Annotated in this window: 29 protein-coding genes; 12 read left to right on the top strand and 17 right to left on the bottom strand. The window is 27.7% G+C overall.

All coding sequences use genetic code 11. The features are described 5' to 3' along the window. Window positions 1-3: 3 nt before the first annotated feature. From CARM_RS01940 to CARM_RS01895, 10 genes are read left to right on the top strand one after another with little or no spacing between them, the layout of a single operon-like run. On the top strand, window positions 4-708 hold the full coding sequence (locus CARM_RS01940; protein WP_139424597.1) for an HdrB C-terminal domain-containing protein: 705 nt from the start codon (window positions 4-6) through the stop codon (window positions 706-708). Next, window positions 692-1087, top strand: coding sequence for an ornithine carbamoyltransferase (locus CARM_RS01935; RefSeq protein ID WP_139424595.1), 396 nt, complete (start codon window positions 692-694; stop codon window positions 1085-1087). Before CARM_RS01940 ends, CARM_RS01935 begins: the two co-directional genes overlap by 17 nt. Continuing rightward, entirely contained in the window at window positions 1080-1742 is a 663-nt protein-coding gene (locus CARM_RS01930; RefSeq protein WP_139424593.1) for an RsmD family RNA methyltransferase, read from the top strand. The genes CARM_RS01935 and CARM_RS01930 overlap by 8 nt, the downstream gene beginning before the upstream one ends. A gap of 58 nt (window positions 1743-1800) precedes the next feature. Beyond that, entirely contained in the window at window positions 1801-2847 is a 1047-nt protein-coding gene (locus tag CARM_RS01925; RefSeq protein ID WP_139424591.1) for a flagellar basal body P-ring protein FlgI, read from the top strand. Beyond that, window positions 2847-3212, top strand: coding sequence for a rod-binding protein (locus CARM_RS01920; RefSeq protein ID WP_176300986.1), 366 nt, complete (start codon window positions 2847-2849; stop codon window positions 3210-3212). Before CARM_RS01925 ends, CARM_RS01920 begins: the two co-directional genes overlap by 1 nt. Before the next feature lie 60 nt (window positions 3213-3272). Then, window positions 3273-3479, top strand: a complete 207-nt coding sequence (locus CARM_RS01915) for a flagellar biosynthesis anti-sigma factor FlgM (protein ID WP_139424589.1) — start codon at window positions 3273-3275, stop codon at window positions 3477-3479. A gap of 41 nt (window positions 3480-3520) precedes the next feature. Continuing rightward, window positions 3521-3955 carry a flagellar protein FlgN gene (locus tag CARM_RS01910; RefSeq protein ID WP_139424587.1) on the top strand — a complete coding sequence of 145 codons (435 nt, stop codon included), beginning with the start codon at window positions 3521-3523 and terminating at the stop codon, window positions 3953-3955. Between the two features lie 10 nt (window positions 3956-3965). Continuing rightward, complete coding sequence (gene flgK / locus CARM_RS01905) at window positions 3966-5795, top strand: flagellar hook-associated protein FlgK (protein WP_139424585.1); 1830 nt, start codon at window positions 3966-3968, stop codon at window positions 5793-5795. Continuing rightward, window positions 5795-6544 carry a TIGR02757 family protein gene (locus CARM_RS01900; protein ID WP_139424583.1) on the top strand — a complete coding sequence of 250 codons (750 nt, stop codon included), beginning with the start codon at window positions 5795-5797 and terminating at the stop codon, window positions 6542-6544. Before flgK ends, CARM_RS01900 begins: the two co-directional genes overlap by 1 nt. Beyond that, window positions 6529-7281, top strand: coding sequence for a TSUP family transporter (locus CARM_RS01895; protein ID WP_139424581.1), 753 nt, complete (start codon window positions 6529-6531; stop codon window positions 7279-7281). Before CARM_RS01900 ends, CARM_RS01895 begins: the two co-directional genes overlap by 16 nt. On the opposite strand, the gene CARM_RS01890 is transcribed toward CARM_RS01895, so the two are convergent. After that, window positions 7253-7486, bottom strand: coding sequence for a hypothetical protein (locus CARM_RS01890; RefSeq protein WP_139493258.1), 234 nt, complete (start codon window positions 7484-7486; stop codon window positions 7253-7255). The two genes, CARM_RS01895 and CARM_RS01890, sit on opposite strands and share 29 nt — an antisense overlap. Before the next feature lie 83 nt (window positions 7487-7569). Continuing rightward, on the bottom strand, window positions 7570-8481 hold the full coding sequence (locus CARM_RS01885; protein ID WP_139424579.1) for an acyltransferase: 912 nt from the start codon (window positions 8479-8481) through the stop codon (window positions 7570-7572). Between the two features lie 124 nt (window positions 8482-8605). Here CARM_RS01885 and CARM_RS01880 point away from each other — a divergent pair, with 124 nt between their 5' ends. Beyond that, window positions 8606-8788, top strand: a complete 183-nt coding sequence (locus tag CARM_RS01880; protein WP_039666669.1) for a hypothetical protein — start codon at window positions 8606-8608, stop codon at window positions 8786-8788. Here the strand turns inward: CARM_RS01880 and CARM_RS01875 are convergent. The 10 genes from CARM_RS01875 to rplM form a co-directional block, all read right to left on the bottom strand. Next, a complete protein-coding gene (locus tag CARM_RS01875) occupies window positions 8778-9944 on the bottom strand; it encodes a type II secretion system F family protein (protein WP_139424577.1) in 1167 nt (388 codons plus the stop codon). The genes CARM_RS01880 and CARM_RS01875 overlap by 11 nt on opposite strands. Beyond that, window positions 9941-11515, bottom strand: coding sequence for a GspE/PulE family protein (locus tag CARM_RS01870; protein ID WP_161593838.1), 1575 nt, complete (start codon window positions 11513-11515; stop codon window positions 9941-9943). The genes CARM_RS01875 and CARM_RS01870 overlap by 4 nt, the downstream gene beginning before the upstream one ends. Next, the gene (locus CARM_RS01865; protein WP_139424574.1) at window positions 11484-11822 is read right to left on the bottom strand and encodes a CDC27 family protein; all 339 of its coding nucleotides are present in this window, start codon (window positions 11820-11822) and stop codon (window positions 11484-11486) included. The genes CARM_RS01870 and CARM_RS01865 overlap by 32 nt, the downstream gene beginning before the upstream one ends. Beyond that, window positions 11803-13194, bottom strand: coding sequence for a pilus (MSHA type) biogenesis protein MshL (gene mshL, locus CARM_RS01860; protein WP_139424572.1), 1392 nt, complete (start codon window positions 13192-13194; stop codon window positions 11803-11805). The genes CARM_RS01865 and mshL overlap by 20 nt, the downstream gene beginning before the upstream one ends. Then, window positions 13166-13489 (bottom strand): hypothetical protein, encoded by a 324-nt coding sequence (locus CARM_RS01855; RefSeq protein WP_139424569.1) that lies wholly within the window; start codon window positions 13487-13489, stop codon window positions 13166-13168. The genes mshL and CARM_RS01855 overlap by 29 nt, the downstream gene beginning before the upstream one ends. A 3-nt stretch (window positions 13490-13492) precedes the next feature. Then, complete coding sequence (nifJ, locus tag CARM_RS01850) at window positions 13493-17047, bottom strand: pyruvate:ferredoxin (flavodoxin) oxidoreductase (RefSeq protein WP_139424568.1); 3555 nt, start codon at window positions 17045-17047, stop codon at window positions 13493-13495. A 117-nt stretch (window positions 17048-17164) separates the two neighbouring features. Beyond that, on the bottom strand, window positions 17165-17809 hold the full coding sequence (locus tag CARM_RS01845; RefSeq protein ID WP_139424566.1) for an HAD family hydrolase: 645 nt from the start codon (window positions 17807-17809) through the stop codon (window positions 17165-17167). 3 nt (window positions 17810-17812) lie between these two features. Then, on the bottom strand, window positions 17813-18799 hold the full coding sequence (locus CARM_RS01840) for an OmpA family protein (protein WP_139424564.1): 987 nt from the start codon (window positions 18797-18799) through the stop codon (window positions 17813-17815). 247 nt (window positions 18800-19046) lie between these two features. Beyond that, on the bottom strand, window positions 19047-19436 hold the full coding sequence (gene rpsI, locus CARM_RS01835) for a 30S ribosomal protein S9 (protein WP_039617655.1): 390 nt from the start codon (window positions 19434-19436) through the stop codon (window positions 19047-19049). Window positions 19437-19438: 2 nt separating this feature from the next. Continuing rightward, entirely contained in the window at window positions 19439-19864 is a 426-nt protein-coding gene (rplM, locus tag CARM_RS01830) for a 50S ribosomal protein L13 (RefSeq protein ID WP_039617653.1), read from the bottom strand. A gap of 171 nt (window positions 19865-20035) precedes the next feature. Between rplM and CARM_RS01825 the strand changes: the two genes are divergently transcribed. Continuing rightward, a complete protein-coding gene (locus CARM_RS01825) occupies window positions 20036-20452 on the top strand; it encodes a WG repeat-containing protein (protein ID WP_139424562.1) in 417 nt (138 codons plus the stop codon). Here CARM_RS01825 and CARM_RS01820 read toward each other — a convergent pair. From CARM_RS01820 to CARM_RS01800, 5 genes are read right to left on the bottom strand one after another with little or no spacing between them, the layout of a single operon-like run. Beyond that, complete coding sequence (locus CARM_RS01820) at window positions 20449-23193, bottom strand: RecB-like helicase (protein WP_139424560.1); 2745 nt, start codon at window positions 23191-23193, stop codon at window positions 20449-20451. The genes CARM_RS01825 and CARM_RS01820 overlap by 4 nt on opposite strands. Then, on the bottom strand, window positions 23190-25577 hold the full coding sequence (locus CARM_RS01815; protein ID WP_139424558.1) for a PD-(D/E)XK nuclease family protein: 2388 nt from the start codon (window positions 25575-25577) through the stop codon (window positions 23190-23192). Before CARM_RS01815 ends, CARM_RS01820 begins: the two co-directional genes overlap by 4 nt. Further along, window positions 25577-26089 carry a FixH family protein gene (locus CARM_RS01810; RefSeq protein WP_139424556.1) on the bottom strand — a complete coding sequence of 171 codons (513 nt, stop codon included), beginning with the start codon at window positions 26087-26089 and terminating at the stop codon, window positions 25577-25579. The genes CARM_RS01815 and CARM_RS01810 overlap by 1 nt, the downstream gene beginning before the upstream one ends. After that, complete coding sequence (locus CARM_RS01805; RefSeq protein WP_139424554.1) at window positions 26090-26665, bottom strand: hypothetical protein; 576 nt, start codon at window positions 26663-26665, stop codon at window positions 26090-26092. Continuing rightward, the gene (locus tag CARM_RS01800; RefSeq protein ID WP_139424552.1) at window positions 26662-26763 is read right to left on the bottom strand and encodes a hypothetical protein; all 102 of its coding nucleotides are present in this window, start codon (window positions 26761-26763) and stop codon (window positions 26662-26664) included. Before CARM_RS01800 ends, CARM_RS01805 begins: the two co-directional genes overlap by 4 nt. Between the last annotated feature and the right edge of the window lie 2 nt (window positions 26764-26765).

The following is a 26765-nucleotide window of genomic DNA, read 5'->3' as shown; positions in this document are numbered from 1 at the left end:
AAAATGTATAAGCTTTACACCAATAGCAATAATGATTTATTTTGTTATTTTGATATTATCAAAGATGCTTTGCAAAAAGTTGATATTCAAACCACACTATGCGAAAAACCTTTAGGAAAAAATTATTTTATTATTGATTATGATCCTAGTGATATTTTAGAAGAATACTCAAGAATGATGGATGAAGATAATATTTTAGCATGTGAATATAGTTCTTATGAGCTTATGAATAAAATTAAAGAAATTAAATACGCACCAGATATTTTTTTACAATACTTAAAAATAGAGCATATTAAATATTTTTTTGAACAATTTAATATAGGCATATATCAAGGATTCTCAAATGCTAATTGCTCACTAGAATTAGCCAAAATTCTCAAAGCTAATGTAATAGATTATGAGAGAAAACATAAAAGTTGTGGATATAGTTTTTTGAATTTAAATATAGAATTAGCTTATAAAAGTGCAACTGCAATTATCCTAGATGCTTATGATAATGGATGTGATTTTTTAGTTGTGGAAGATTTTTATTCTTTTTATATGTTTGACAAGTGTTCAAAAGAATTACAAACTATTTCAAATAGAAATTTTGAAGATTTTTATATTTTAAGTTTTGCAGAGCTTGCAAATTTATCCTTGGGTATAGTACCATATACTTTAAAAAAACATAAATTAAAAGTGAGTTTAATAAATGAAAATTGCCATTGAATGTAAAGATTTAATTTTAGAAAAAACTTTAGAGACAATTTTAAAAGAATTTTTAGTGATGAAAAAAGATTGTGATTTTATCATTAGTGATGAAAAAATTAACACACAAAAACCACAATTTATTATTAATAAAAAATCAAATTTTCTAACATTACCTTTTAATACAGAAGAATTGCTTTGTGCTTTAAATGATTTCAATACAAGTTTGCAAAACATTGCTTATAAAATTGCTATGCGAGAAAAAAAAATCATGAATCAAAAATGTGAAGCTATTTTAGAAAAATTGCGTCAAGAAAGTCATGAAAAAATCGATGCAATATTTGATTTTTATAAAACAGAGCTAAAAAACCTTATCAAAGAAGAAAATCATAATGCATAAAACACAAGAATACCAAAGTGTTAAAGAGTTTTTAAAAAAATATAAAGAAAAAGAAAGCAAGCAAGTAAATTCAAAAAAGCAAAATCAAAAAATTTACACCACCATAGAAAGTGGAATCTATAAGGGTAAAAAAATTTTACTTCCTAATCTAGATACCACAAGAAGCACCAAAAGTATAGTAAAATCATGTGTTTTTAATGTTTTGCGTTTTTCTTTGCAAGATAAGGTTTTCATAGAAGTCTTTGGAGGAAGTGCTTTAATGGCACTAGAGGCAAGAAGTAATGGTTGTTTAAAAAGCTATGCTATAGAAAAAGACAAAAAAGCTTATGAAATAGCTTCAAAAAATGCCTCTAGCATTGATCAAGATACTATTTGTTTTAATGATGATACCTTTAAAAAAACACCACAAATCATTCAAAATTCTAAAGAAGATATCATCTTATACCTTGATCCGCCCTTTGATATTAGAGAAGGTTTTTTTGATATTTATAAAAAAACTTTAAAATTGATAGAAAATATAAAAAATTCTAATGTAAAAATCATCATCATAGAACACCACAGCACTTTTAAAACTCCGGATAAAATACAAAATTACAAAAAAACCAAAGAAAAAAAATTTGGTTCAACCACTCTAAGCTTTTACACTTTAATATAAATTTGGAACTTTTTTTGCTTTAATCTAATGTAAAAGCAACAGATTAAAGGAAGAATCAATGAGAATATTATTATTTTTCATAGCTTTTAGCATTAGTTTATATGCAGCTACTATCAAAGAATTAACCAATGTAGTAGGAGTTAGAGATAACCAACTTATAGGATATGGCTTGGTTGTTGGTTTAAACGGAAGTGGTGATGGAACAAGTAGTGAATTTACCCTACAATCAATCTCAAATATGCTTCAAGGTATGAATGTAAAAGTTAGTCCAGGAGATATCAAATCAAAAAATACAGCAGCTGTAATGGTAACAGCAAAACTTCCTGCTTTTGCAAGAAGTGGGGATAAGCTTGATGTTAGCGTGGCTTCACTAGGCGATGCTAAATCTTTACAAGGCGGAACCTTACTTATGACTGCTTTAAAAGGTGTAGATGGTGAAATTTATGCAGTAGCTCAAGGTTCATTAGCTATTGGTGGGCTTAGCCCAAGACCAGGTGCTGCAGGAACACACTCAACTTCAGCTAATGTTATCAATGGTGCAGTTGTCGAAAGAGAAATTCCACAAAATTTTAGTCAAAATGATGATTTAATACTAAGTTTAAAAGAAGCTGATTTTAAAACAGCAAATAATATAGAAAGAGTTTTAAATGCTGTTTTTGATACAGATATAGCAAAAGCTTTAGATTCTAGAACTATCAAACTCGTTAAACCTGAAGAATTTTCTCATGTTGAATTTATGGCTAGGGTTTTAGAACAAGATATAGCTTATACTCCTGAAAGCAAAGTTATAATTGATGAGAGAACTGGCACTATCGTAGCTGGGGTAAATATAGAAGTAGAACCTATATTAATCACCCATAAAGATATTACTATAAAAATCGATCCAAATAACAATACAGCATTAGCACAAAATGAAATAGATATGAAAGATGGTGGAATTTTAGATCCTGTTTCAAATACTTTAAAAATCACAAACACCAAAACAACAGTAGCAAATATAGCAAGAATGCTAAATAAACTTGGAGCGGCTCCAAATGATATTATAGCTATCATGCAAAATCTAAAAAGAGCTGGTGCAATTAGTGCTGAATTAGAGGTGATATAATGAGAGTAGATAATTATTTAGCTAGTAAAAATTATAGTAGCGAGCTTTATGAAAACATTACCAAGCATAACAATAGCTATAAGGCTGCTAAAAATTATGCAGATAGTGCTTTTAAAAACGACTTAACTCATATACAAGCATTAAGCGATCAAGACAAAGCTTTAAAAGAACAAACAGACGCTTTTGAAGCTTTTTTAATTAAAAGCGTTTTAGATATTTCCTTAAAACAAGAAAATTCTTTATTTGGAAAAGATGCAAGTGATGAAATTTATTCATCTATGTATAATGATACTATGAGTAAAGCATTAAGCGGGGGATTAGGTTTTTCAAAATTATTATTTGATTATTTAAAAGAAAGGGGTTAAGTTATTTTTTTAAATGCCGATATAGTTCTTAGAGTTTTTCAATAGAACTGGAGGCTTAAAATGATAAACCCTATACATCAAAGTTATGTAGCTCAAGTTGCTACCAATGATTTAAATAAAACAGAAAATAAAGAAAACAACAAGGCAAAAGAAACCCAAAAAGTAGAAGAAAGTAAAGTATCTTTGATTGCTTCTCAAATAAAAAATGGTGAGTATAAAATAGATTTACAAGCCACTTCAAAAGCAATAGCGGATTCTTTATTATAATTTTTATCCTTTTTTGGGTTTAGCCTAAGAAAGGATAAAAAATGATTAAGCAATATTTAGATGAAACAAATTCTATATTAGAAAAACTCATCAATCTTACTATAGAAGATATAACACAAATTCAAGCTGCCAATCACCAACATGTAAATAAAAGTGTAGAAAATAAAACTAAATTAGTAAGTGATTTTCAAGTTGCTAAAAAAAACCTAGATAAAGCTTTGATAGATCTTAGTAATCAAGGAAATAATAAAGGTTTAGATGAGCTGTTAGATGATGAAGATAAAGAAAAATTAGCTCTTTTAAAACAAAATTTAAATACCCTACATCAAAAAAACAAAGAATATGCCAAATTGGTCCTTATAATTAAAGATTTTTACGACAATCTTTTAAACACTATGTTTGAACAAAATGGAACAAATAATGCTTATGGAGATAAAAAAACCATTCCAGATTCATTATTTAAGATTAATGTTTAAAGGCTAAATTATGGGAATTTTTGATAGCTTATATACAGGAGTTAGTGGAATTAAAGCTGCTGAACTCCAAATCAACACAACTGGTAATAATATCTCTAACGCAAATGCAGTATTTTATACTAGACAAAGAGCAGTACAAGGCACTGGAATGTCTATTGATAGAGGTGGCTTGCATTTAGGCACAGGAACTCAAATAGACACTATTAAAAGATTGCATGATGAGCATTCTTACTACAAATTAAAAAATGCTACAACCCAACAACAATACACAGATTACTTGGGAAAAATTTTACAAGAAGCAAGTCAAAGATTTCCTGATATGCAAGGAACTGGTATTTTACAAGATTATAAAAATTATTACGATGCTTGGAATAATTTTGCTTCTAATCCAAGTGATGGTGCAAGCAAAATAGATCTTGTTGAAAGCGCAAATACTCTTACAAAAAATATACAAAAAACTTTACAAGATCTAGATAAAATGCAACAGACTATCAATGAAGAAATTAGACAAACTGTAGATGAGATTAATAATATTGGTCAAGAAATTGCGAATATTAATAAACAACTTGAAAACGAAGAAGTTTTACCAACTGATAACGCAAATCAATTAAGAGATAGACGAGATGAGCTTGAGCTTAGACTTTCAAAATTAGTTGATGCAGTAGCTTGGAAAGGTAAAAGCACACAAGATAGCACTTTAGAATCAACTATGACAGATTCTGGAAGATATTATGATTTAAGCATTCAAGGATTTAGTATAGTAAATGGATCTAGTTTTCATCCTTTAAAATTAGATGATAATAATCCCAATGGTTTTTTCCAAATTTATTATGAAGTAAATGATGAAAATCGCTATGATTTAACAAGTAAAATTACCGGGGGACAACTTGGAGCACAACTTGATCTTAGAGGAAGAAATTATGATGGAAATCACGATACCTATAGTGATGGAATCATACAAGATTATAAAGATATGTTAAATACTTTTACTAAAACACTCATTACTCAAACCAACAATGTCTATGCTCAAGCAGCTACAGATAGAGTTAATTCAGATGACTTAAAAAGCTTAAAACCTAATAATTCTTTAATGGGTTATGATAAAAATATTCAAGCAGGAAGTTTTGATCTCACGGTTTATAATGAAAAAGGTGAGCCAGTTGCCACAAGAACTATAAAAATAGATGTTAATACTACCATAGAAGATATTATCAAGCAAATTAATGCAAATATTGATGATAATAAAAATGGTAAAGAAGGAGATGATTTAAATGACTATTTTAAGGCATTTTATCATTATGATGGACAAAGTGATATTGGAAATTTCCAAATCAATGGCTTAAAAAAAGGTTACAAGATAGCTTTTAAAGATAATGGCACAAATTTTCCAGGTGCTTTAAATGTATCTTCATTTTTTAATGGACAAGATGCTAGTAGTATCAATGTAAATTCAAGCATTAGAAATGATCCAAATAGCCTAAAAGCAAGCTCTAATGGAGTTGATGGAAACAATGATGTAGCCAATGCTATGCTACAACTTCAAACTCAAAAAGTAAATTTTTATAATAAAGATGGCACGGTAGATACTTTAACTTTAGATGGATATTATAGAAAATTTACAGGACAAATTGCATCAAATGCTGAAAGCAATGGTTTTGCACATTCAACCAATATGACAGTTTATAACACAGTCTATGCAGAATATCAATCAAAAAGTGGTGTAAATACCAATGAAGAGTTAGCTTCGCTTATACAATATCAAGCAAGCTATGGTGCTGCAGCTAAAATAGTAACCACCGTTGATCAAATGCTAGATACTCTTCTTGGTTTAAAATCTTAATGCAAATTAAAGCTCTTTTAGACGAAGCTATTTTAAGTAAAAATACTCAAAAAGAGCTTTTTTCTCATCCTGATCCATTGCAAATTGCAAGCATATATAAAGATGAAACTATAGCTTTACTTTGTGCTTTATTTGCTTATGGGAATGCCAAAAATATTGTCAATTTTTTAAAAAAGCTTGATTTTACTTTATTAGAAAAAAGTGATGAATATATTATAAAAGAATGTAAAAATTTAAAATATCGTTTTCAAAATTCACAAGATATAGCTCAAATTTTTATTACTCTAAAGCGTTTAAAAAATCAAAATAGCATTGAAAATATTTTCACCACAGCCTATAAAAAAGAACAAAATATCACACACGCTATAAAATATTTTATAGAACAAATCTATAAAATCAATTCATATAGAAGTTATGGTTATGAGTTTTTCTTTTCTAAAAATTTTACATTCCCTAAAGGACCTTTAAAAAGATATAATATGTATTTAAGATGGATGGTTAGAAAAGATGAACTTGATCTTGGATTATTTAAAAACATAGATAAAAAAGATTTGCTTATACCTTTAGATACACATACTCATAAAGTTTCATTAAAAATTAAGCTTTTAGAGCGTAAGATTTATGATTTCAAAAGTGTATTAGAACTTACGCAAAATCTTAAAAAATTTGATCCACACGATCCTATAAAATATGATTTTGCTTTATATAGAATCGGACAAAACAAGGAAAGCTTATGGAGCTTGAATTAACTTATTATGTGATTTTATTTTTTGTTGCAGCTTTTGCAGGATGTGTTGATGCTATAGTAGGTGGTGGTGGGCTTATTACTATACCTGCTTTATTTGCCTGCGGGATTCCTCCTCATTTAGCACTAGCTACAAATAAACTTCAAAGTACTTTTGGTTCATTAACAGCTGTTTTAGCCTATAGAAAATCTATGCATATAGAAAAAATTGCTTTGGGAATTTTATTTACCGCCATTGGTGCAGCTATTGGAACTTATGCTGTTTTAATCATAGATCAAAATGCTGTTAAAATCATTGTATTAATTTGTCTTGTTTTAATCTTTTTATATACTATTTTTAAACCTGATTTGGGTCATATCCATAATAAAGCCAAAATGAGTACTACAAGTTTTCAAATCACTTTTGGTTTGTTGCTTGGCTTTTATGATGGCTTTTTAGGACCAGGAACTGGGTCATTTTGGATCTTTGCTTGTGTAATATTTCTTGGTTTTAGTATGAAAAATGCAAGCATTAATACCAAAATCTTAAATTTCACCAGCAATATAGTAGCCTTGGGAGTTTTTTTATATTCTTATGAAGTATTATGGAAGGTTGGTTTTTTAATGGGTGTAGGTCAAATTTTAGGTGCTTTCGTAGGCTCTAAACTTGTTTTAAAAACTCAAGGAACTTTCATTAAAAAGCTTTTTTTAACTATGGTTGCATTAACTATAGCTAAAGTTGCTTATGATTATCTTGCTTAAATTTCTTTATAATTTTTATTATTTCAATAAAAAATTTTAAATATCCGCCTTTATATCGAATTTTATGAGCTCTAATCAAAGCATTTCCAAGTTGATATAAAAGACTATTTTTAATATTTATTGCTTCTTCATAATCACAAAAATCTTGCAAATTTACTTTATTTTGGGTCGTACTTTTATGTTCTTTTGCAATTTTTAAAAGCACAAAGGGGTATTTTATATAGTTTCTAAAATTTTTTGAGTTTTTTATTATGGCAAATCCTAATTTATAGGATAAATGATTTTTTACTATACATACAGCACTTTATACTTGAGTACTAATTCATCCTGTCTTTTAGAATTTTGAAATTTTAATCTTGAAAAAGAAATTTTATTTTTGTCTTTATAAAGTTTGCATTTGCTTTGATTGCTATTCTCAAATAAAGCAAAACGATTTTTATGAGTATTATTATAAATATAATCGTATATAAATTCTAATTTATCATGTGCATTTTCTAATTTTTCAAGTTCTTTTTCTAATAAAACAGGATTTAAAAATTTTTGTTCTTCAAAGTCAAATTTAAATTCTTTAGTATTCATTGTAGAATATTGTGCAATTTCATTCTTATACCAATTACCAGTAACTGGATCTTCTCTACTCCAAAAACAATTACTCTTAATTATTCTACTAGGATTTCCAGCATAAATACTATTAGAAAACTTATATCCAGCATTAACGCTTTTTGTACCTAAAATACTTCCACTTGCTACAAAACTACCTTTTAATACAGCAACTTCTTGGGCACACCAAACATGATCACCTATATAAATACTTTTAGCAAAGTTAATTCTTTTATAAGAATTTGAATGAAAAATTAAATGATGATCAGAAGTTTGCATCCAAATAGACCAAGAAAGCATATTATCATTACCTAATATAATATTCTTTCCCTCATAAACACGAAAATGAGTCCCACTTGAAGTACAATTTTCACCTGCGTAAAAAACTCCACCTGTTCTTATTTCAATTTTTCCATTCAACCAACAATTATTGCAAATAAAAACTAAAGAATTATCTCCATGAAAAATAATATTAATATTTACACTAGATCCTGCGAAAAAAACAATATTTTTTCTACCATAAAATTCAATATTCAAATTCTTTTGAGCGGATAAATCTCCATAGGTAATATTATCTTTTTCGTCAATTGATTTTAACACACCAAAACCTTAAAAAATAAATTAAGTCCTAAATTTACCCTTTTTATAATTAAAAAATCCTAAATTTACCTTGTTTTCTTTTAAAGCCATTATTGATATAAATCAAATAAAAAAATGGATTTTGATGACTCAAAGAGATATAGCAGGAAAATTAGATATTAATGTTAAAACATTGCGTAAGTGGAAAAAAGATCGACCAAAAGTTTATGAATTACTAATGATAGGTTTAAAAGCTCAAGAAATACTAGAAAAACTTAAAAAAGATTATCAAGAACTAGAAAGCATCATTGAAAATTCTAAAAACTAACACCTTGACTCATTTGCCACATAGGTAAAAATACACCCAAAGCAAGAATTAAAATCAAACTTGCCATGATAATCGTCATTAATGGCTCAAGTAAAGTAAGAAGTTTTTGAGTGTAATTTTCTTTTTTATATTCAAAAAACAATGCAAGTTCATAAGAACTTTTATCTAATTTTGAACTTTTTAAAGCTAATTTTAACATTCTTATAACAAAAGGTTCAAATATATCTATTTTTAAAAACGCCTGTGCTATATCTAGTCCTGATTCAAATAATCTCATAGCTTCAAACATTTTATTTTTCAAAAATAAATTTTCTATACCTTCAATAGATAATTCAAAAGCTTTTTTTGCATCTATTCCTGCATTTAACAAGTGAGATAAAATAATAAAAAAACAAAATTTATCTTGACTTTGTATAATTTTTCCAAAAACTGGAAAATAAAATATCATTTTATGTAAAAATAATGTGTTTTTTAAAAATACAATAAAAACTACAAAAGCAAGTATTCCTAATACAATATACACTATAAAATTAGTGAAAAAATCCGCTATCGAAAAAAGAATTTTTGTAATTATTGGTAAATTTAATTCAAGTTGCTCAAATAAAATTTTAAATTCAGGTAAAACAAAAGTCATAAGAATAAAAAAAGCTGCAACGATAAAAACAAATACTATAGTTGGATAAGATATGGCCTTTTTAAATTGTTTTATATTTTTTAAATTTTTTTCTTTTAAATCAACAATAATATCAAAAGCTTTGCTTAATTCTTGTTTTCCTTCACATATTTTTAAAATTGCTAATTCTCTAGAATTTAATATGCACATAAAAGATTTTTCATAAGAATACCCATTTATAAGTTTGTTATAAATTTCTCCGAACTTATTGGAAACTTTTTTATCATATGTATAGTTTTTAAATTCTAAAACTGCTTCTTGCAGACTCATTCCTGCTTTTAAAATAACACTTAAATCTTTTAAAATAAATATAAGCTCTTCATCTTTTAATTTTTCTTTTATTTGCGAAGAATACTCTTGTATATCAACTAATTTAGAGTATTTTTTCAAAGCTAAAAGTCTAGCTTCATATAAAGTTTTAGCTTTAATAACGCATTGTTTTGTCTTTTCATTTATAATATAAGTAATAATAAATTTTTTCAAAAACTTATCTTTTTTAATTCTTCTAAACTTGTTAAGCCTAATTTAACTTTTTGTATAGCATCTTCACCTAAAGTTAAAAAACCTTTCTCTATGGCATATTTTAGTATGATGTCATAATTTGCATTATTTTCTATCATATTTTTAATATTTTGATCTAAAAATAAAAATTCAGCAACCATTAAGCGACCTTTATATCCACTATTAAAACACTTAGCACATCCTTTTGCTTTATAAAAATTTCCTTGAATTGTTTGGTTTTGAAAAATATATTCTTCATAAATTTTCTCTTTACAATATTTACACAATTTTCTCACTAAGCGTTGAGCTATAATTAAATTCAAAGAACATGCTATCAAGTAAGATTTTGCACCCATATGCATCATTCTATAAATTGCTTCTAAAGCATTATTAGTATGCAAGGTGCTTAATACCAAATGACCACTTAGTGATGCTTTTAAAACTATATCCAAACTTTCTTCATCTCTAATCTCGCCTACCATAATTACATCAGGATCTTGTCTTAAAACAGATCTTAATGCTCTATGAAAATCAAAGCTGGCTTTAGGACTTAAAAGAATTTGCTGTGCATGTTTTAATTTATATTCTATAGGATCTTCTAAAGTAATAATCTTTTTATTACTATCAAGTTGATTTAAAATTGCATGCATAAAAGTACTTTTTCCACTGCCAGTTGGCCCACAAAATAAAATTAAACCATAAGGTGCTTGAATATGCTTTTTTAATTTTAATAAAATACTATCTTCTATAAAAAGCTTATCAAGTTCAAAAATTTGTTCTTCTTGTTTTAAAATTCTAAGAACAATACTTTGTCCAAAAAGTAAAGGCATAATAGATACTCTAAAATCATATTTTTGCTCTAAAATGATTTTACTAAAACTACCATCTTGAGAATTTCTTTGTTCTGCTACATTTAACAAAGAAATGATTTTTATATGCAAAAGCAAAGCCTGATACACTCTAAAATTTAAATCACATATACTTCTTAAAACTCCATCAATTCTAAATCTAATTAAAACACTATTTTCTAAAGGCTCAAAATGTATATCACTTGCTTTTAGGAAACACGCATGGGATAAAATCAATAGTAAAAATTGCTCTAAAATTGCATCTTCTTGCGTTTCTTGATTGCTTAAATTTTTATCTAAAATATCTGTAAAATCTTTAACTTTTATCAAAAAATGAATTTTGTTAAAAAAATATTCAAATTGCACATACATACAAATAAATACTCGTATATTCTTATATCGATATAGATTTTGTATTTTTTCTATAGTATTTTCTTGCAAAGGTTTAAAAGAAGCTATATAAACATTTTCATCATCTTCATTAAAACAAAAAATTTCATATTCTTCTATCAAAGTAACTGGTATAGAATTGAGATATTTTTCAAATCCCATGTCTTCTTTTAAATCTACAAAATCTAGACCATAATCTTGTGCTAACTCTTTAAAAAAATCTTCGCTTAACTCTCTTAATTCTTTTTTTGTAAGTAAATTTTGCTTTAAAGAAATATATTTATTATTCAAAGTAATTTTCCAAAAGTTTTTCATATTCATCTTTTGCTTTTAAAGCTTGCTCATATTTACCTTGCTTAATCTTAGCATTGATAAAAATCAACCATGCTTCCTTTTGTTTCAAATCAAACTCGTTTGCCTCTATAGCCCAATAAATAGCATTTTCATAAGATTTGATTTGATAGAAATATTTTGCCAAATTTAAAGCATTTTCATAATTTGGCTGTGTTATAAATCTCTCATAAAAAAATGTAGTATCGTAAATATCGTTTTTAACCTCAATTCCCCATACAAAAGAAAAAGTAAATAAACTCAGTAAAATTTTAAAACATACCATCTTCATGTTCAAAACCTAATTCTTTTAAACTTAAAATTTTTCTATCTTCTTTAATTAGTTTGGGTTTAATAATAAAAACAATTTCACTACTATCTTGTAAATTTTGTTTACCTTGAAATAAAAATCCAAAAAGTGGTATTTTAGATAAAGCACTAATTTCATTATTATTAGTAATAGTATTTTTACTAATCAATCCTCCTAAAATTAAAGTCTGGCCATCATCAATCTCAACCACCGTCGAAAGCTTTTTTTGTATAGTGTCAGGAGCTATATTTCTAGGTTTATTTTGACGATAATTATCAACACTATATTTAAAATCACTTAAACTTGGATTTATCCTAAGCATAATCTTATGATCATCTGAAATTTCTGGTAAAATATTAAGCAAAATTCCTACAAATATAGAATAATTATTAAAAGTTTCGCTAATAGTTGTTCCATTTTCAGTACCCTTAGAGCTTTCTTTTACTTGATAATTTATAGTATCTCCTATAGAAATAATAGCTTGTTGATTATTTAAAGCCATTAATTTAGGATTAGAAAGCACTGTTGTTTTTCCATTTTCCTGTAATAAATTTAAAATAGCCTTTGTTTCTATATTAGCCTTTAAATTTATATTTCTAATTCCACCTTTGTTAATAATAAAATCATTATCATCACCATTTAGTTTAATAGCAAGTTCTTGCCAATTAATCCCACTAGAATGACTTTTATTTAAATGCACTGCAACTATACTTACATCAATTAACACCTGCTTTTTAAGCCTATTATTCAAATCATATAAATATTTTTCAACTCTTGCAAGCTCATATGGTGTTGCATTTAAAGTTATAATCCCTGCGTTAATGTTAATAATAGGTTTTGATGTATTCTCATCCAATAAAGCTTGAATTTCTTCAGATATTTTTTCCCAAAAATCAAATCTATCTGTGCTTATTACTAAGTTATCTGCTTCTTTAGCATTATCATAATCACCTTGTCTAGGTCTTGAATCTACTGAAGCTTTTGTGATGCTTTGCCCTTCTCTAATAGAACTAATATAATGAATTTTAAAAGTTTTTACTTTTTTTCCATAAATTTTTAAAATATTTTTCTCAAATTCATAAGAAAGATTATTTTCTTTCAATAACAAATTAAAAATTTCTCTTAAAGTCATTTTTTTTATATGTAAATAATTTTGCATATTATCAAGTTTTTCTTTAGCCACCAAATCTTTTATAATAATACTATAACTACATTCTCTACCAAGTTCATTTAAAATTTCAAGTAAAGAAGTTTTATCTTCTATACTTATATCGAATACTCGCTGATTGCATTGATTTATAGATGCACTAGCAAAAGTAAAAATACTAATAAATAAGAATATTATTTTTATCATATAAATTTAAAACCACTACCTTATCTTTTTTTATCAAAACAACCGAAGAATCTTTTATTTCTACAATCTTAAATTCTGCAATTTCATCATTTAAAACATACCATTTGCCATTAATTTTAGCTTTATTAGAAATAATAGCTTGCAAAGAGTAATCTGATTTTGATTTTGCAGTATTTTGATAAAAAGGATCTTGAATTGAATCGAAATTAATTATTTTACAATCATCATTAAAAAATGGATAATCAATGCTAAAAGCACTAATTACCCAAAAAAATATAATTAATTTTCTAAACAAAACTCAATTTTCATTGCTAAAATCAGCACTTGCTAAACGCTTTAATTGCCTATATCTGCGTTGCGCATCCGCTTTGTTTCTTTCAAATAAATCTTTTGCTTGTTCTGGATTTGATTTTTTAAGTGAAGTATAACGAACCTCATTCATCAAAAAGCTTTCATATAAGTCCCAATCAGGCTCTTTAGAAGAAATTACTAGAGGATTTTTTCCTTCTGATTCTAAACGCGGATCATAAATATAAGTTGGCCAATATCCACACTTTGTAGCAAGCTCTGCTTGATTTCCTGAATTTCCAAGCCCTCCTTTAATACCATGGGCTATACAAGGAGAATAAGCAATAATCAATGATGGTCCATTATAAGATTCAGCAGCAATTAATGCCTTTAACAAGTGAGAATAATTTGCATTAGAATTTACTTGAGCAACAAATATATAACCATAAGTCATAGCAATTTGCCCCAAATCTTTTTTCTGCACAGGCTTACCTGCAGCAGCAAATTGAGCTACTGAACCAGTTCTTGATGATTTTGAACTTTGACCTCCAGTATTTGAATAAACTTCAGTATCAAGTACTAGGATATTTACATTTTCACCACTTGCTAAAACATGATCAAGACCACCATATCCTATATCATAGGCCCAACCATCGCCACCAAAAATCCAGTGTGATTTTTTACTTAAAAAATTTTTTAACTCTAGAATATCATTAACAGATTCAATCTTTTTATTTTCTTCTAATAAAGGAATTAATTTATTTCTTAACTCCAATGAAGCTTTAGAATCTTCTTTATTTACAATCCATTCTTTATATAAAGCCGAAAGTGCATTAGGAACTTCTTGCATACTTTCATTCATAATTTGTTCTATTTTATGTCTTGTAGTTTCAGTTGCTATTTTCATACCTAAACCAAATTCAGCATTATCTTCAAACAAAGAATTACCCCAAGCTGGACCATGACCATTTTTATTGCTTTTTCTATAAGGAGTTGAAGGTGCTGAACCACCATAAATAGAACTACAACCTGTTGCATTAGCAACAATCATTCTCTCACCAAATAATCTAGTAATTAAAGTAATATAAGGAGTTTCTCCACACCCTGGACATGCACCATGGAATTCAAATAAAGGTTGAGAAAATTGAATACCTTTAGTGTTTTCTCTATTGAGAATGTTGTCTTTATAGCTTACTTTCTTAAATAAATAATCAGCATTTTCTTGCTCACCATGATCAAGCTCTTCACCTAGCGGTACCATTACTAAAGATTTTTCTTTGGTAGGACACTCATGCACACAAAGCTCACAACCTGTACAATCAAGTGGTGAAACTTGAATTTTGAAATTCAATTTTTGATCTTTAACGCCTTTTGCATTTAAGCTATGTTCTTTTACACCCGCTGGAGCATTTTCTAATTCTTCTTCATCAATCAAGAATGGTCTAATAACTGCGTGAGGACACACTGAAGCACATTGATTACATTGGATACAATTACTTTCTATCCATCTTGGCACCATAACACCAACACCTCTTTTTTCATACTCAGTTGTACCATGCTCAAAACTACCATCTTCATAGCCTAAAAATGCTGAAACTGGTAAATCATCACCCTTAGCTGCATTCATAGGTTTTGCAATTTTTTCAACAAATTCTGTACCTTTATAAGCTATTGTTTCTTCTTTTACTTCATCAATCAAATTTACCCAAGAAGGATCAATATCAACTTTTACAAGTCCATCCGCACCCACATCAATGGCTTTATAATTCATCTCAACTATAGCATCGCCTTTTTTACTATATGATTTATAAGCTAATTCTTTCATGTATTTTTGCGCATCTTCAAAAGGAATGATATTAGCAAGTTTAAAAAATGCTGATTGCATAATTGTATTTGTTCTACTGCCTAATCCTATTTCTCTAGCAAGTTTTGTAGCATTGATAATATAAAAATTAATTTCTTTTTGAGCTAAAACTCTCTTAACCGCATTAGGAATTTTTTTAATAGTTTCTTCTGCGCTCCAAATACTATTTAAAAGAAAAGTTCCACCTTTTCTAATGCCAGCTAATACATCATAAATTTCTAAATACGCAGCTACAGAACATGCTACAAAATGCGGTGTAGAAACCAAATAAGTTGAAGTAATAGGTTTTTTAGAAAACCTTAAATGACTTCTTGTATAACCACCTGATTTTTTAGAATCATAAGCAAAATAAGCTTGTGCGTAAAAGTCTGTTTTATCTCCTATAATTTTAATAGAGTTTTTATTTGCCCCTACAGTTCCATCGGCTCCAAGACCATAAAATAAACATTCTATTGTGCTTTCATCGCCTAAAGAAATTTTTTCTCCAACAGGCAATGAAGTAAAACTTACATCATCATTAATTCCTATGGTAAAACCATCTTTTGGATTTGCTTGATTTAAATTTTCAAATACAGCTAAAAGTTGAGCAGGGTCAACATCTTTTGAAGAAAGTCCATATCTACCGCCAATGATTAAAGGTACTTTTTCTTTTCCATAGTATGCACTTTTTAAATCTAAATAAAGTGGCTCACCTAAACTTCCTGGTTCTTTAGTTCTATCCAAAACAGCAATTTTTTCAACGCTTTGAGGCATTACATCAAATAAATATTTTAAACTAAATGGTCTATACAAATGAACTTTTAAAACCCCTACTTTTTCGCCTTTATCATTTAGATAATCCACAACTTCCTTTAAAGCTTCAGTTACCGAACCCATAGCTACCACAATACGCGTTGCATTTTTATCTCCATAATATACAAAAGGCTTATATTCTCTTCCAGTAATTTTTGAAATTTCTTGCATATACTCATTAACAATATCAGGGATAGCTTCATAATATTTATTTGCCAACTCTCTTGTTTGGAAATAAATATCATCATTTTGTGCTGTTCCTCTTGTTTTTGGATTTTCTGAATTTAAACAGGAATTTCTAAATTCTAATAAAGCTTCACGATCCAACAATCTATCAAAATGTGCATAATCCATTACTTCAATTTTTTGAATTTCATGGCTAGTTCTAAAACCATCAAAAAAGTGCATAAAAGGCACCCTACCTTTGATAGCTGCTAAGTGTGCAACACCAGCTAAATCCATACTTTCTTGCACAGAATGTGAGCAAAGCATTGCAAAGCCTGTTTGTCTTGCTGCATAAACATCTTGATGATCGCCAAAGATAGATAATGCTTGAGAAGCCAAAGCTCTAGCCGCTACATGGATTACTCCGGGTAAAAGCTGTCCTGCTATTTTATACATGTTTGGTATTTTTAATAAAAGTCCTTGAGATGCTGTATAAGTAGTAGTTAAAGCACCTGCTTGTAAAGATCCATGAACTGCCCCTGCTGCTCCTGCTTCACTTTGCATTTCCACAACCTTAACCGGTACCCCAAAAAGATTTTTTTTACCTTGAGAGGCCCATATATCAGTATAATCAGCCATAGGAGAGCTTGGCGTAATAGGATAAATTCCAGCAACCTCTGTAAATGCATAGGCGGCATAAGCTGCTGCTTCATTACCATCCATTGTTTTCATTATTTTACTCATTTAATTATCCTTATAATTAAAATAATTACTTAAAATCAATAACTACTTTATCTTTAATTATCTTAAACAATGATAAAAATTTTTTATTATATTAAAACTACTAAAGAAAGTGTGAATTTATAGGATATTTTTTAAATACTGCACAGCTTTATAAGTATTGTCAAAAATGGAAATTTTATATTTAGTCAAGCTTTCTTTACTCTCATAACCACTACTTACAGCTATAGGTATAATACCTGCATTATAAGCTGCTTTAATATCTAAATGAGTATCACCTATCATAAAAGCATTGTTTTTATTTTTAGAAAGTTTATCCAAAGCTAATAAAATTGGTTCAGCATGTGGCTTTGGATTTACCACATCATCTCTGCCTATAATAATTTTAAAATATTCTCCTACACCTAGAGAATCTAATAAAGGTTTGGAAAATTTAGAACTTTTAGTCGTTACAACAGCTAAATCAGCAAATAAACTAGCCTCATGCACACTTTCTTTTGCCAATGGGAGTAAAGAAGTTTGTTCTATATAAATTTTTTGATATACACTTCTATATGCGTTAATATACTCATTTATTTTTTCTTTTGCCACACCAAGCTTTTCAAAAGCAACATCTAAAGGAAATCCTATAAGAGCTTTGATGGATTCATGATCTCGTAAAGGCTCATTAAATGCTTTAAAAGCGGCATCAAATCCATCTAAAATGGCACTTGTAGAGTCTATCAAAGTGCCATCTAAATCAAATAAAATCGTTTTTTTTAACAAAGTTTATTCTTTGATGAAAAATTTTGCTTCCACGCGTCTATTTTGTGCGCGACCTTCTTTAGTGTCATTGCTAGCTTTTGGCTTTTCAAAACCATAACCTTTAGTTGCAATTTTTTCTTTAGCAACACCTGTTTTTTCAAGTTCTTTTGCAACTGCCTTAGCACGCTCTAATGATAATTTTTGATTATAAGCTTTAGAGCCTGTGCTATCTGTGTGACCTTCTAAAATAGTATAATATTGAGGATTTTCCTCTAAAACCTTACCCACTTCTTGAATTTTTTGAGCAAATTCTGGGTTAATAGAAATTTGATCAAAGCCAAAATGTCCTTCAAGCGCTATCGTTTTCTCACAACCTATGTGATCAAGCAAAGCACCTTTTCTTGGCTCTGGACATGACTTATCAATTTGTTTTGTTTGTGGTTTTTCTTCGATTTGTTTTGTTGTAGTTTGAGGTGTCTTTGGAGCTTTATTACCAAAATAAAAACTCAAACCAACACTAGAAATCAAATTATGATCGCCATTGTTGAATTTAATTTGATCTCTTGCTTCAAGTCTTAAAGCCAAATCTTCTCCAAGAGCAAATTTAAAACCTGCACCATATTGAGCAAACATACCACTTTTATTCTCATAAGCACCATGACTTAAATACTCATAACCTGTTCCTAATAAACCATATAAATACACATGATTTGCTAAATCAATCCCTTTAATCGCATTTATATAAAATCTTGATACACTTGTATCTGTATGGGTGTTATCATTTGGGTTATTATATTTTGCATTATCATAATACTCTAACCCAAGTTCAGCTTGATCTATCCATAAATCATCATAGTGATAACCAAATCTTAAGCCCACTCCACCATAATTTTTAAGATCTAAATTTCCTTCTGGTGTTGTATAGCTAAAAGTTGGGGTAATTTCTATTTTACTAGCATCAAAAGCAAACAAAACGCTAGCCAAACTAACTAAGCCTATAATTTTTTTCATAAACTATCCTTAAAAAATAAAATAAGTTCTAGATATTATATAAAAAGAATATTAAAATAAAATAAGCTCCTTTTGGGTAAGGAGCTTAAATTTACTACAAAAAGGAGGTTTCCCTGATCGGACTTTGAAATTATAAAAGTTTATTATAAATAAAAAATCCTTTGATTTTAAACAAAACAAAAATATATGAAAAAATGTAATTTTAAAAATTGAAAGAGAGAATGGATCCAAAAATGGATCCAAAAAATTAGCGTTTAGAAAATTGTGGGCTTCTTCTTGCTTTTCTGCGGCCGTATTTTTTACGCTCAACAGTTCTACTATCTCTAGTAAGAAGTCCTTTTGGTTTTAATAATGCTCTAAAATCTGCATCCATAGCAGCTAAAGCTCTTGAAATACCATGTCTTAAAGCTTCAGCTTGAGCACTATACCCACCGCCTAAAGTTGTTGCTTTAATATCCATAGAAGTTTCTTGCTTAGTTACTAATAAAGGCTGAACTACTTTTAATTTTATAGCTTCATGTCCGCCAAGCCAAGTGTTTAAATCCATACCATTAACGATGATTTTACCACTACCAGCTTTTACCCAAACTTTAGCTACAGCGGTTTTTCTTTTACCTGTTGCGTATGTTGTTGCCATGATTATTTTCCTTTATTAGCAATTTGAGCAGTATGAGGGTGTTCGCTACCTGCATAAATTTTTAATTTTTTAAGCATAGCTCTACCTAGGTTTGTTTTAGGTAGCATACCACGAACTGCTAATTTATATAATTTAACTGGATTTTTTTCTAATAAATCACCAAATTTTTCACTTTTTACGCTTCCAAAATACCCTGAATGTCTGTGGTATAGTTTATCTTCTGCTTTATTTGCACCTGTGAAAACTGCTTTAGAAGCATTGATAATGATTACATAATCTCCACAATCAACATTTGGAGTATAGCAAGGTTTATTTTTACCTCTTAAAATAGTCGCTACTTCTGTTAAAAGACGACCAAAACGCTTTCCTTCAGCGTCTAAAACGATCCATTCGCGTTTTACTTCGTTTGGCTTTGTTATCTTTGTCATCATCTTACCTTTGCCAAAAATTTTTTTAAAATGAGATTATAATTATTTTAGCTTAATTAATACTTAATTTAAGAATATTTAAAGTTTAAATGATATCTTTTTTATATTGTAACTTATTCTTAAATAGTTTATATTACAATTGTGATATAAAATACTTTATAAGGCGAAATAATGTTAAATTTATTTGCTAAACATAAAATAAAATTTGCTATTGCTTTTGTACTACCTATTTTAGCTTTTGGTTTTGATATTTATTATAATACAAATAAAAATGAAATTCATACAACTAACCCAAACAAACAGAATAACAAATATGAAATTTTAAAAGAAAAGTGCAACAGTGGGGATATTAAAGCGTGCTTAGATTCCTATCCTATTAAATATAAAAAGCCCATACAAGCTAAATTAAATGGAAAATGGGGTTTTATAGATAAAAATGGAAAATTTGCAATAGAAGCTAATTTTGATTGGGCTTGGGATTTTAAAGAAGATTTGGCAAGTGTTAGACTAAATGGAAAATATGGCTTTATAGATAAAAATGGAAATTTTATAGTAGAACCTATATTTGATGATATAGATTATTATTAAACATCCACTATCTCCACTTTATCCTTTAAAACATATACCAAAAAAGCCTTAGTAGAAATTTTAGCTAAGATTTTTTCTATGGCTTCTTTGTAAAGCAAAACTTGCTTTTTATGCTCGTTTAAATTTAAGCCTGTTTTATAGTCTATAATGATAGCTTCATTATCATCAAATGCAAGCATATCAAGCTGTTTTTGCTCACCTTTATAAGTGATGATTTGCTCTTTTAGTAATTTTTTACCCACTAAAAGCGCATTAAAACTCTCATCTTTTAAAAGCATAGTAAGTCTTTTAAAAAGCTCATTAAAAGCTTCATCATCTAAGTAAAAACGGTATTTTTTATACACCATTTGCTTGCAAAATTCAAAATTGCTTTTAGTGTTAAAATCAAAATATTGCAAAAACTCATGCAAAGCTAAGCCAAAATGTATTTGCACACTTGAAAGATGACTTTTTACTTTAACTTCTTGTAAATTTACCTTTTGAAATTCTTCAAAGCTTTCTATTTGCTCTAAATTTTCTATAAACTCGTTTGGATTTGAAAGTTTTTGTTCTAAAATACCTATTTGTTTTTCTTCATAGTCTTTAAAACATCCTTTAAAAGCTGTGAAATTCTCATCATTTTTTATAATAAAAAGAGAATTTTTTGCTCTAGTAAGTGCTACATATAGACAATTTATCTCATCTTCTGCTTGGAGTTTTTCTCTTTTTGCTAAAAAGGCATTGTAACTTTGATCTTCAAGATATTTTCTAGCACTATGCCTGTATTTTACCTCCCAACCTTGCTCCAAATCATAATCAAAAAGCAAAGTATCATTATCTGGAGCTTTTTTACTAAATCTATCAAGCACAATTAAATTTTCAAATTCAAGCCCCTTAGACTTATGCACGGTCATGATAATCACACCATCTTCTTGAGCTTGTAAAGACTTTAATTCACACGGAGTAAATAAAAAATCAAAGAAATTATCAAAAGTACTAGCATATTCTAAATACGCAATGAGATTAATATCACTTAAATCAAGTTTTAAAACATGCACTAGGTATTTTAAAATCTCACCTACACTGCGGTTTAAATCAAGTGTGATGAACTCAAATTCTTTTTCTAAAATACTATTTGCAAAATACAAACTAAACTCATCTTTAAGCACACAAGCTTTTGCATACTCAAAAAGCACTCTTACACTAATACAATCTAACAAAGCTACATTGCTTTGCGTATAAGCTTTAATGCCATTTTCTTCAAGAAATTCTTTCATTAAAGTTGCGTCTTTATTAATCCACACTAAAATACAAATTTCATTAAGCTTTACACCTTTTTCTAAAAGTTTTTGAATGATTTTTAAAACTTCCTTGCCACTTGCTTCATGTAAAGAACTTTTTGATGGGATATGATTTTGCAAAACCTCCACATATCCACCTTCTTTAATACTTTTTTGTAAAGTAAAACTAGGATTTAAAAAGCTGTCAAAAAATTTATCTTTAAACATTTCATTTACATAATCAACAATGATTTTTTTACTGCGATAATTAGTATCTAAATGCTCTAATTTAATCTGCGGGAAGTCTTTTAAAAGTTTATCAAAAAGCTCTTTTTTACCCCCTCTAAAACCATATATACTTTGCTTTTTATCACCTACATAAAAAAAACTTCTATCTTTTTTCACTCCCTCACCTGAAACAAGTTCGGCTATGATGGGTTTTAAAATTCGATATTGCAAGACATTAGTATCTTGAAATTCATCGATTAACAAATGTGAAATATAGCCATCAAGTCTAAAATAAATCAAATCTTTATTAGCTTCATCACTAATTAATTCATATGTTTTTAAAGCTATATCTGAAAAAGTCAATGCATTTTGTTTAGCGCAATTTTCATTTCTTGCCTCTTTAAAATACTTCAAAAGTTTTGCGAGCATATTAATGCGATAATTTTCTATTTGAGTAAAATACTCTTTTGCATTTTGTAAAAATTCTGCTCTTTTTTGCATAAATTCATCATCGATGACTTTTTTAAAATAATTTTTATCTAAATTACTGATGATAGGCTTAGCAAAAAAATCTTCTATGTTTTCAAAATTAAAGTTTTTTTGGTAATTTTTATCTGTGCTTAAATTTCTTGCATAAGTTATGAATTTATCAAGGTCTTTTTCTAAAATGGTCTTACTTGGAAAGTGAGCGTTTAAGCTAGGCTTAATTTCACAAGATCTTTCATATAAGCTTTCAAGATTTTGTAAAAAATCACTTTTGCTTTTAGTTTGAACGATATAATAAGCCAAAGCCCTCAACTCTTCTTCATCTAATTTAGCAATAAAATTTTTATAGCTATCTTGACTTTCTATAATCTCAAAATCACTCATAAAACCTAGATTTAAAGCAAAAGAACGAATGATTTGCGAAAAAAAACTATCAAAAGTATAAATATTAAGCTTAGATCTTAAAAACTCATCTTTATATTTTTCTCTTAAAACTATAAGCTCTTCTTTACTTTTGCCTAGCATTTTCATAAGTTCATTACATTCTGCTTTATTTTCTCCATTTTCAAGCAAATCAAATTCTAAAAAAGTCTTAAAAATTCTTTCCTTCATCTCGCTTGTAGCTTTATTGGTAAAAGTAAGGGCTAAAATCTCATTAATTTTAGCCCCCTTTAAAACTAAAGCCACAAAACGCACACTTAAAGCAAAAGTTTTACCACTTCCTGCACTAGCTTCTAAAGCCAAAAAAGGCTCAAAATTACAACTCAAAGTTTAAACTCCTTTTTATAAAGCATAGCATAAGGACTATAAGTATTATCATTTTTTTGATTGGAAAATTCTTTTTCTAAAGACTCTTTTGAAAGTTCATTTAGCAAATTTTTTAGCTCTTGTACGCTTTCACTTTTAGCATCTTCGTATATAATTTTCATATTTTTTAAATCATAAAAACAAGTCTTTATATTTTCTAAAGAATATTTATCTTCTAACAAAAACTTATAAAAAGCAAGCTGATAAGATTTTTCATCTACTTTTCCAGTTTTATAATCTACAATCAATCTTTCATTATCATTTTCATCTAATCTATCCAAACGCCCAAAAGCAGTGATTTTAACTCCATTTTCTGTAATAAATTCTTTTTTTTGTGGAAATTCACAATCTCTAACAATATAGCCTTGCTTAAAATGTTCATTTTCAAGGACTTGAAATTCTTTAAATATTACTTGTATTAAAGCTAAATTTAAAGCATCAATTTTATAATCTTTTAAATTCTTAACTATATTTATAAATTTTTCATAGTCAAAATATCTTAATTTTTTATTTTGATTATAATATTCTTCTAAAGCTTTGTGGATAAAACTTCCTAGCTCATTTGCTCTAAGATTATCATCTAAAACCTTTGGTTCTTTTAATTCTAAAACATATTTATAATAATAATCCAAGCCATAATGAATAAGAAAATGAAGTCTTGAAAAAGAAAAATCGTTTTGAAAATAATCATGTTTTGCTTTAATGCTTGTAATAGGTTCAAGATTAAAAGCACATGGGTAAGTCTGAAAGTATTTTACATAAGCTTTATTACTATAAGTCTTGTCTTCATAAAGTGGAAATTCAAGCTCATTTAAAAATCTTGACTTGATTTTTTCTTCATTTTCCACATAAGAAATTCCTACTAACTTTGCCTTAGCTATTAAGGTGTAATAATAATGTCTTTGCAAATTTTCTCTTTGCACATGAGTGATAAGTCCTGCTTTTTTACGAATTTCGTTATTTAAAAATAACTCACTTGAAACTCTTTTTGGGATAAATTCATCATTAAAATCAACTATAATCACCCCATCAAAACTAAGTCCTCTGCTTTCTAAAAGCCCCATTACAGTAACTTCACCACCACCAACACTACTTAATTTTATATCATCAATTTGCATAAAGAATAATTCTAAAATTTGTACAAAACTTAATTCATGGGTTTTTATAAGTTCTTTAATAAAAATAAGCTCTTGATGTATATAACTTTTAAGTTCTTCATTACCATCTTCTAGCAAAGCTAAAATAAAATTTTCAAAAAAATCAAAAGAAATATTTTTATCAAAAAGCTTTTTAAATTCTATAAAATCAACATTAGAAGGAAAAAAATGTAAATTACATAAATGTTTGTTTAGATTATATCTTTCGTAAAATTCTACATTTGCATCATACTCAAACTCATCATCTTTAGCACATTCATATAATGTTTTCAATCTATGATAAAAGGGTGTATTTTTGATACTTTCTCCACTTGCATAATTTAAAACATTATTTTTATCATAAAGTCTTAAAATATCTACAAATTTTTCATCAGGTGTAATCACTACAATATCTTTTGCACGAATACCTGCTTTTAAAAAAGTATTGATTTTTTCAAAAACAAAAGCAGCTTGTATGGATCTTAAATTAAAGCTTTTATAACTAATTTTACTTTCTTGCAAAAATATATGTTCATTTAAAATTTGCTTATAATTTAAATCATACAAATAAGTAAAATTTTCCTTAATTTTAACTCCTTGTAAAAAATCAAGAGAGTTTAAAAAATCTTTATTAAATTTAGTGCAACTAAAATGTATCTTAATAGAAAGTAATTCTTTGATTTTTAGTAAAATTTCTACTTCAAAAGCATTTAGAAAACCTTGAAAATCAAAAATAATCTCATCATAATTTTTTAAAAAATCAGTATTAATTTCATAATCTAACGGCAAAGAAATATCATCATATAAATTTTGTTCTTTTAACAAGGCAAGATAGTTTTTAAAAAGTTCTTCTAAAATTTGTAAATGCTCATCATATTGTGCATATGCATCATAAAATTTTAGTGAATTAATGTCTTTTTTTTCTAAACTTAACTCTTTAAAAAAACTAAACAAATAAGCATTATTTTTTAAAAATGCAAAAAAATTACTTGGTATTTTTAAGTTTTGTTCTAAATTTTTAGTTTGCTCACAAGCTTTTTTCATTAAAAGCAAACATTCATAATGTGTTGCTTGAAAATATTTAGAAAATACTACCTTTTGCATAAATTCAGCTATACTCATAGCTGAATCTACCAAAGTATCTACTTGTAATTTTTTCTCATAATATTTTCTTAAAGCTCTTAATGAGCTAAAAACGAAAAGTTTCATTATTTAGTCTGTAAAAAGAATTTAAAAAAACCTACACTATTTTTATCTTGAGTGATTTTTACAAGTAATTGCCATACGCCTTTTTCTTTGATATTAAAATTAAATACCAAATCACTTCCATCTATAATTGCTTGTAATTTTTCATCATTCTCATTTGTATGTGGGCGTGAAAGCAAAGTTTGGATTTGAAGTTTATTTAAATCAAAATTTCTTAAATTATCAATACTAATTCTAAGTTCATTTTGTCCTTCATTAATATAATAAACTTGATTTTTCTTGTGTATAAAACTTTCTTTATCTTTTATGCTTAGTTGAAAATTTTCGTCAAAAGTCTTTTGATTTTTTTGAATTTCATTGTAATTTAATTCTACATTTTGATAAGAATCAAAATAAAAATTATCTTCATAAACAGGAGCTTTACTTGCAACAAAAATAGTGATAATACAAGCAAGCACAATAAGCAACAAAGAAATTAAAATTCCATAAGGCCAAAATGTTTTCTGTTTTTGCATTTATCTTCTCCTTTTAACTTTTCTTTGAACTAACATTAAAATAGCAACACATAAAAAGCCATAAATTAAAATCCGCATAATATTTAAAGTATCACGATTTGAATTTCCATAAAAAGGATTGATATTAAAATGATTTGCAACTTGATCAGCTATATCTGCATAACCATTAAAAAGTGCTGCATTATAAATATCTTTTTGCTTAGGGTTTGCAAGTATAGGCAAAATTGTTCCTTTTTCAGGATAAGGACTTAACACCGCTTCTTTATCGAAAAATTTTAACGCATCATCACTTGCAAGTATATCTACCTTATGTGATGCTTTGGAAAAAATAAGTAAAATATATGGATTTGTTAGATTAGATTCATACATTCTTAAACTATCAAAATCTTTTTTATCACTCAAAGCTAAAGCTATATTAACTCCGGTTAAATCATATATTTGTTTGGAATTTGCAGTGATATTTTGTTCTATGGCTGTGTTTAAGATATTATCATTTAATAAAATTTCAGCATAGGAGAAATTAGCAAAAAAAATAAAAATGGCGGTTAAAAAACCGCCGTTGAATAATTTTCTCATCCTATAAAAAGATGATTTGTTGTCAAAACTGACCAAGCAGTGATACCAGCAGCTACAACTAAACCTACCACAATTAAATATTCAAGAACTTTCGCCATAA

The sequence above is a fragment of the Campylobacter armoricus genome (assembly GCF_013372105.1).
Lineage (GTDB): Bacteria > Campylobacterota > Campylobacteria > Campylobacterales > Campylobacteraceae > Campylobacter_D > Campylobacter_D armoricus.
Note: the sequence above shows the minus strand (reverse complement) of the source record. Positions and strands in the feature narration are given on the sequence as shown.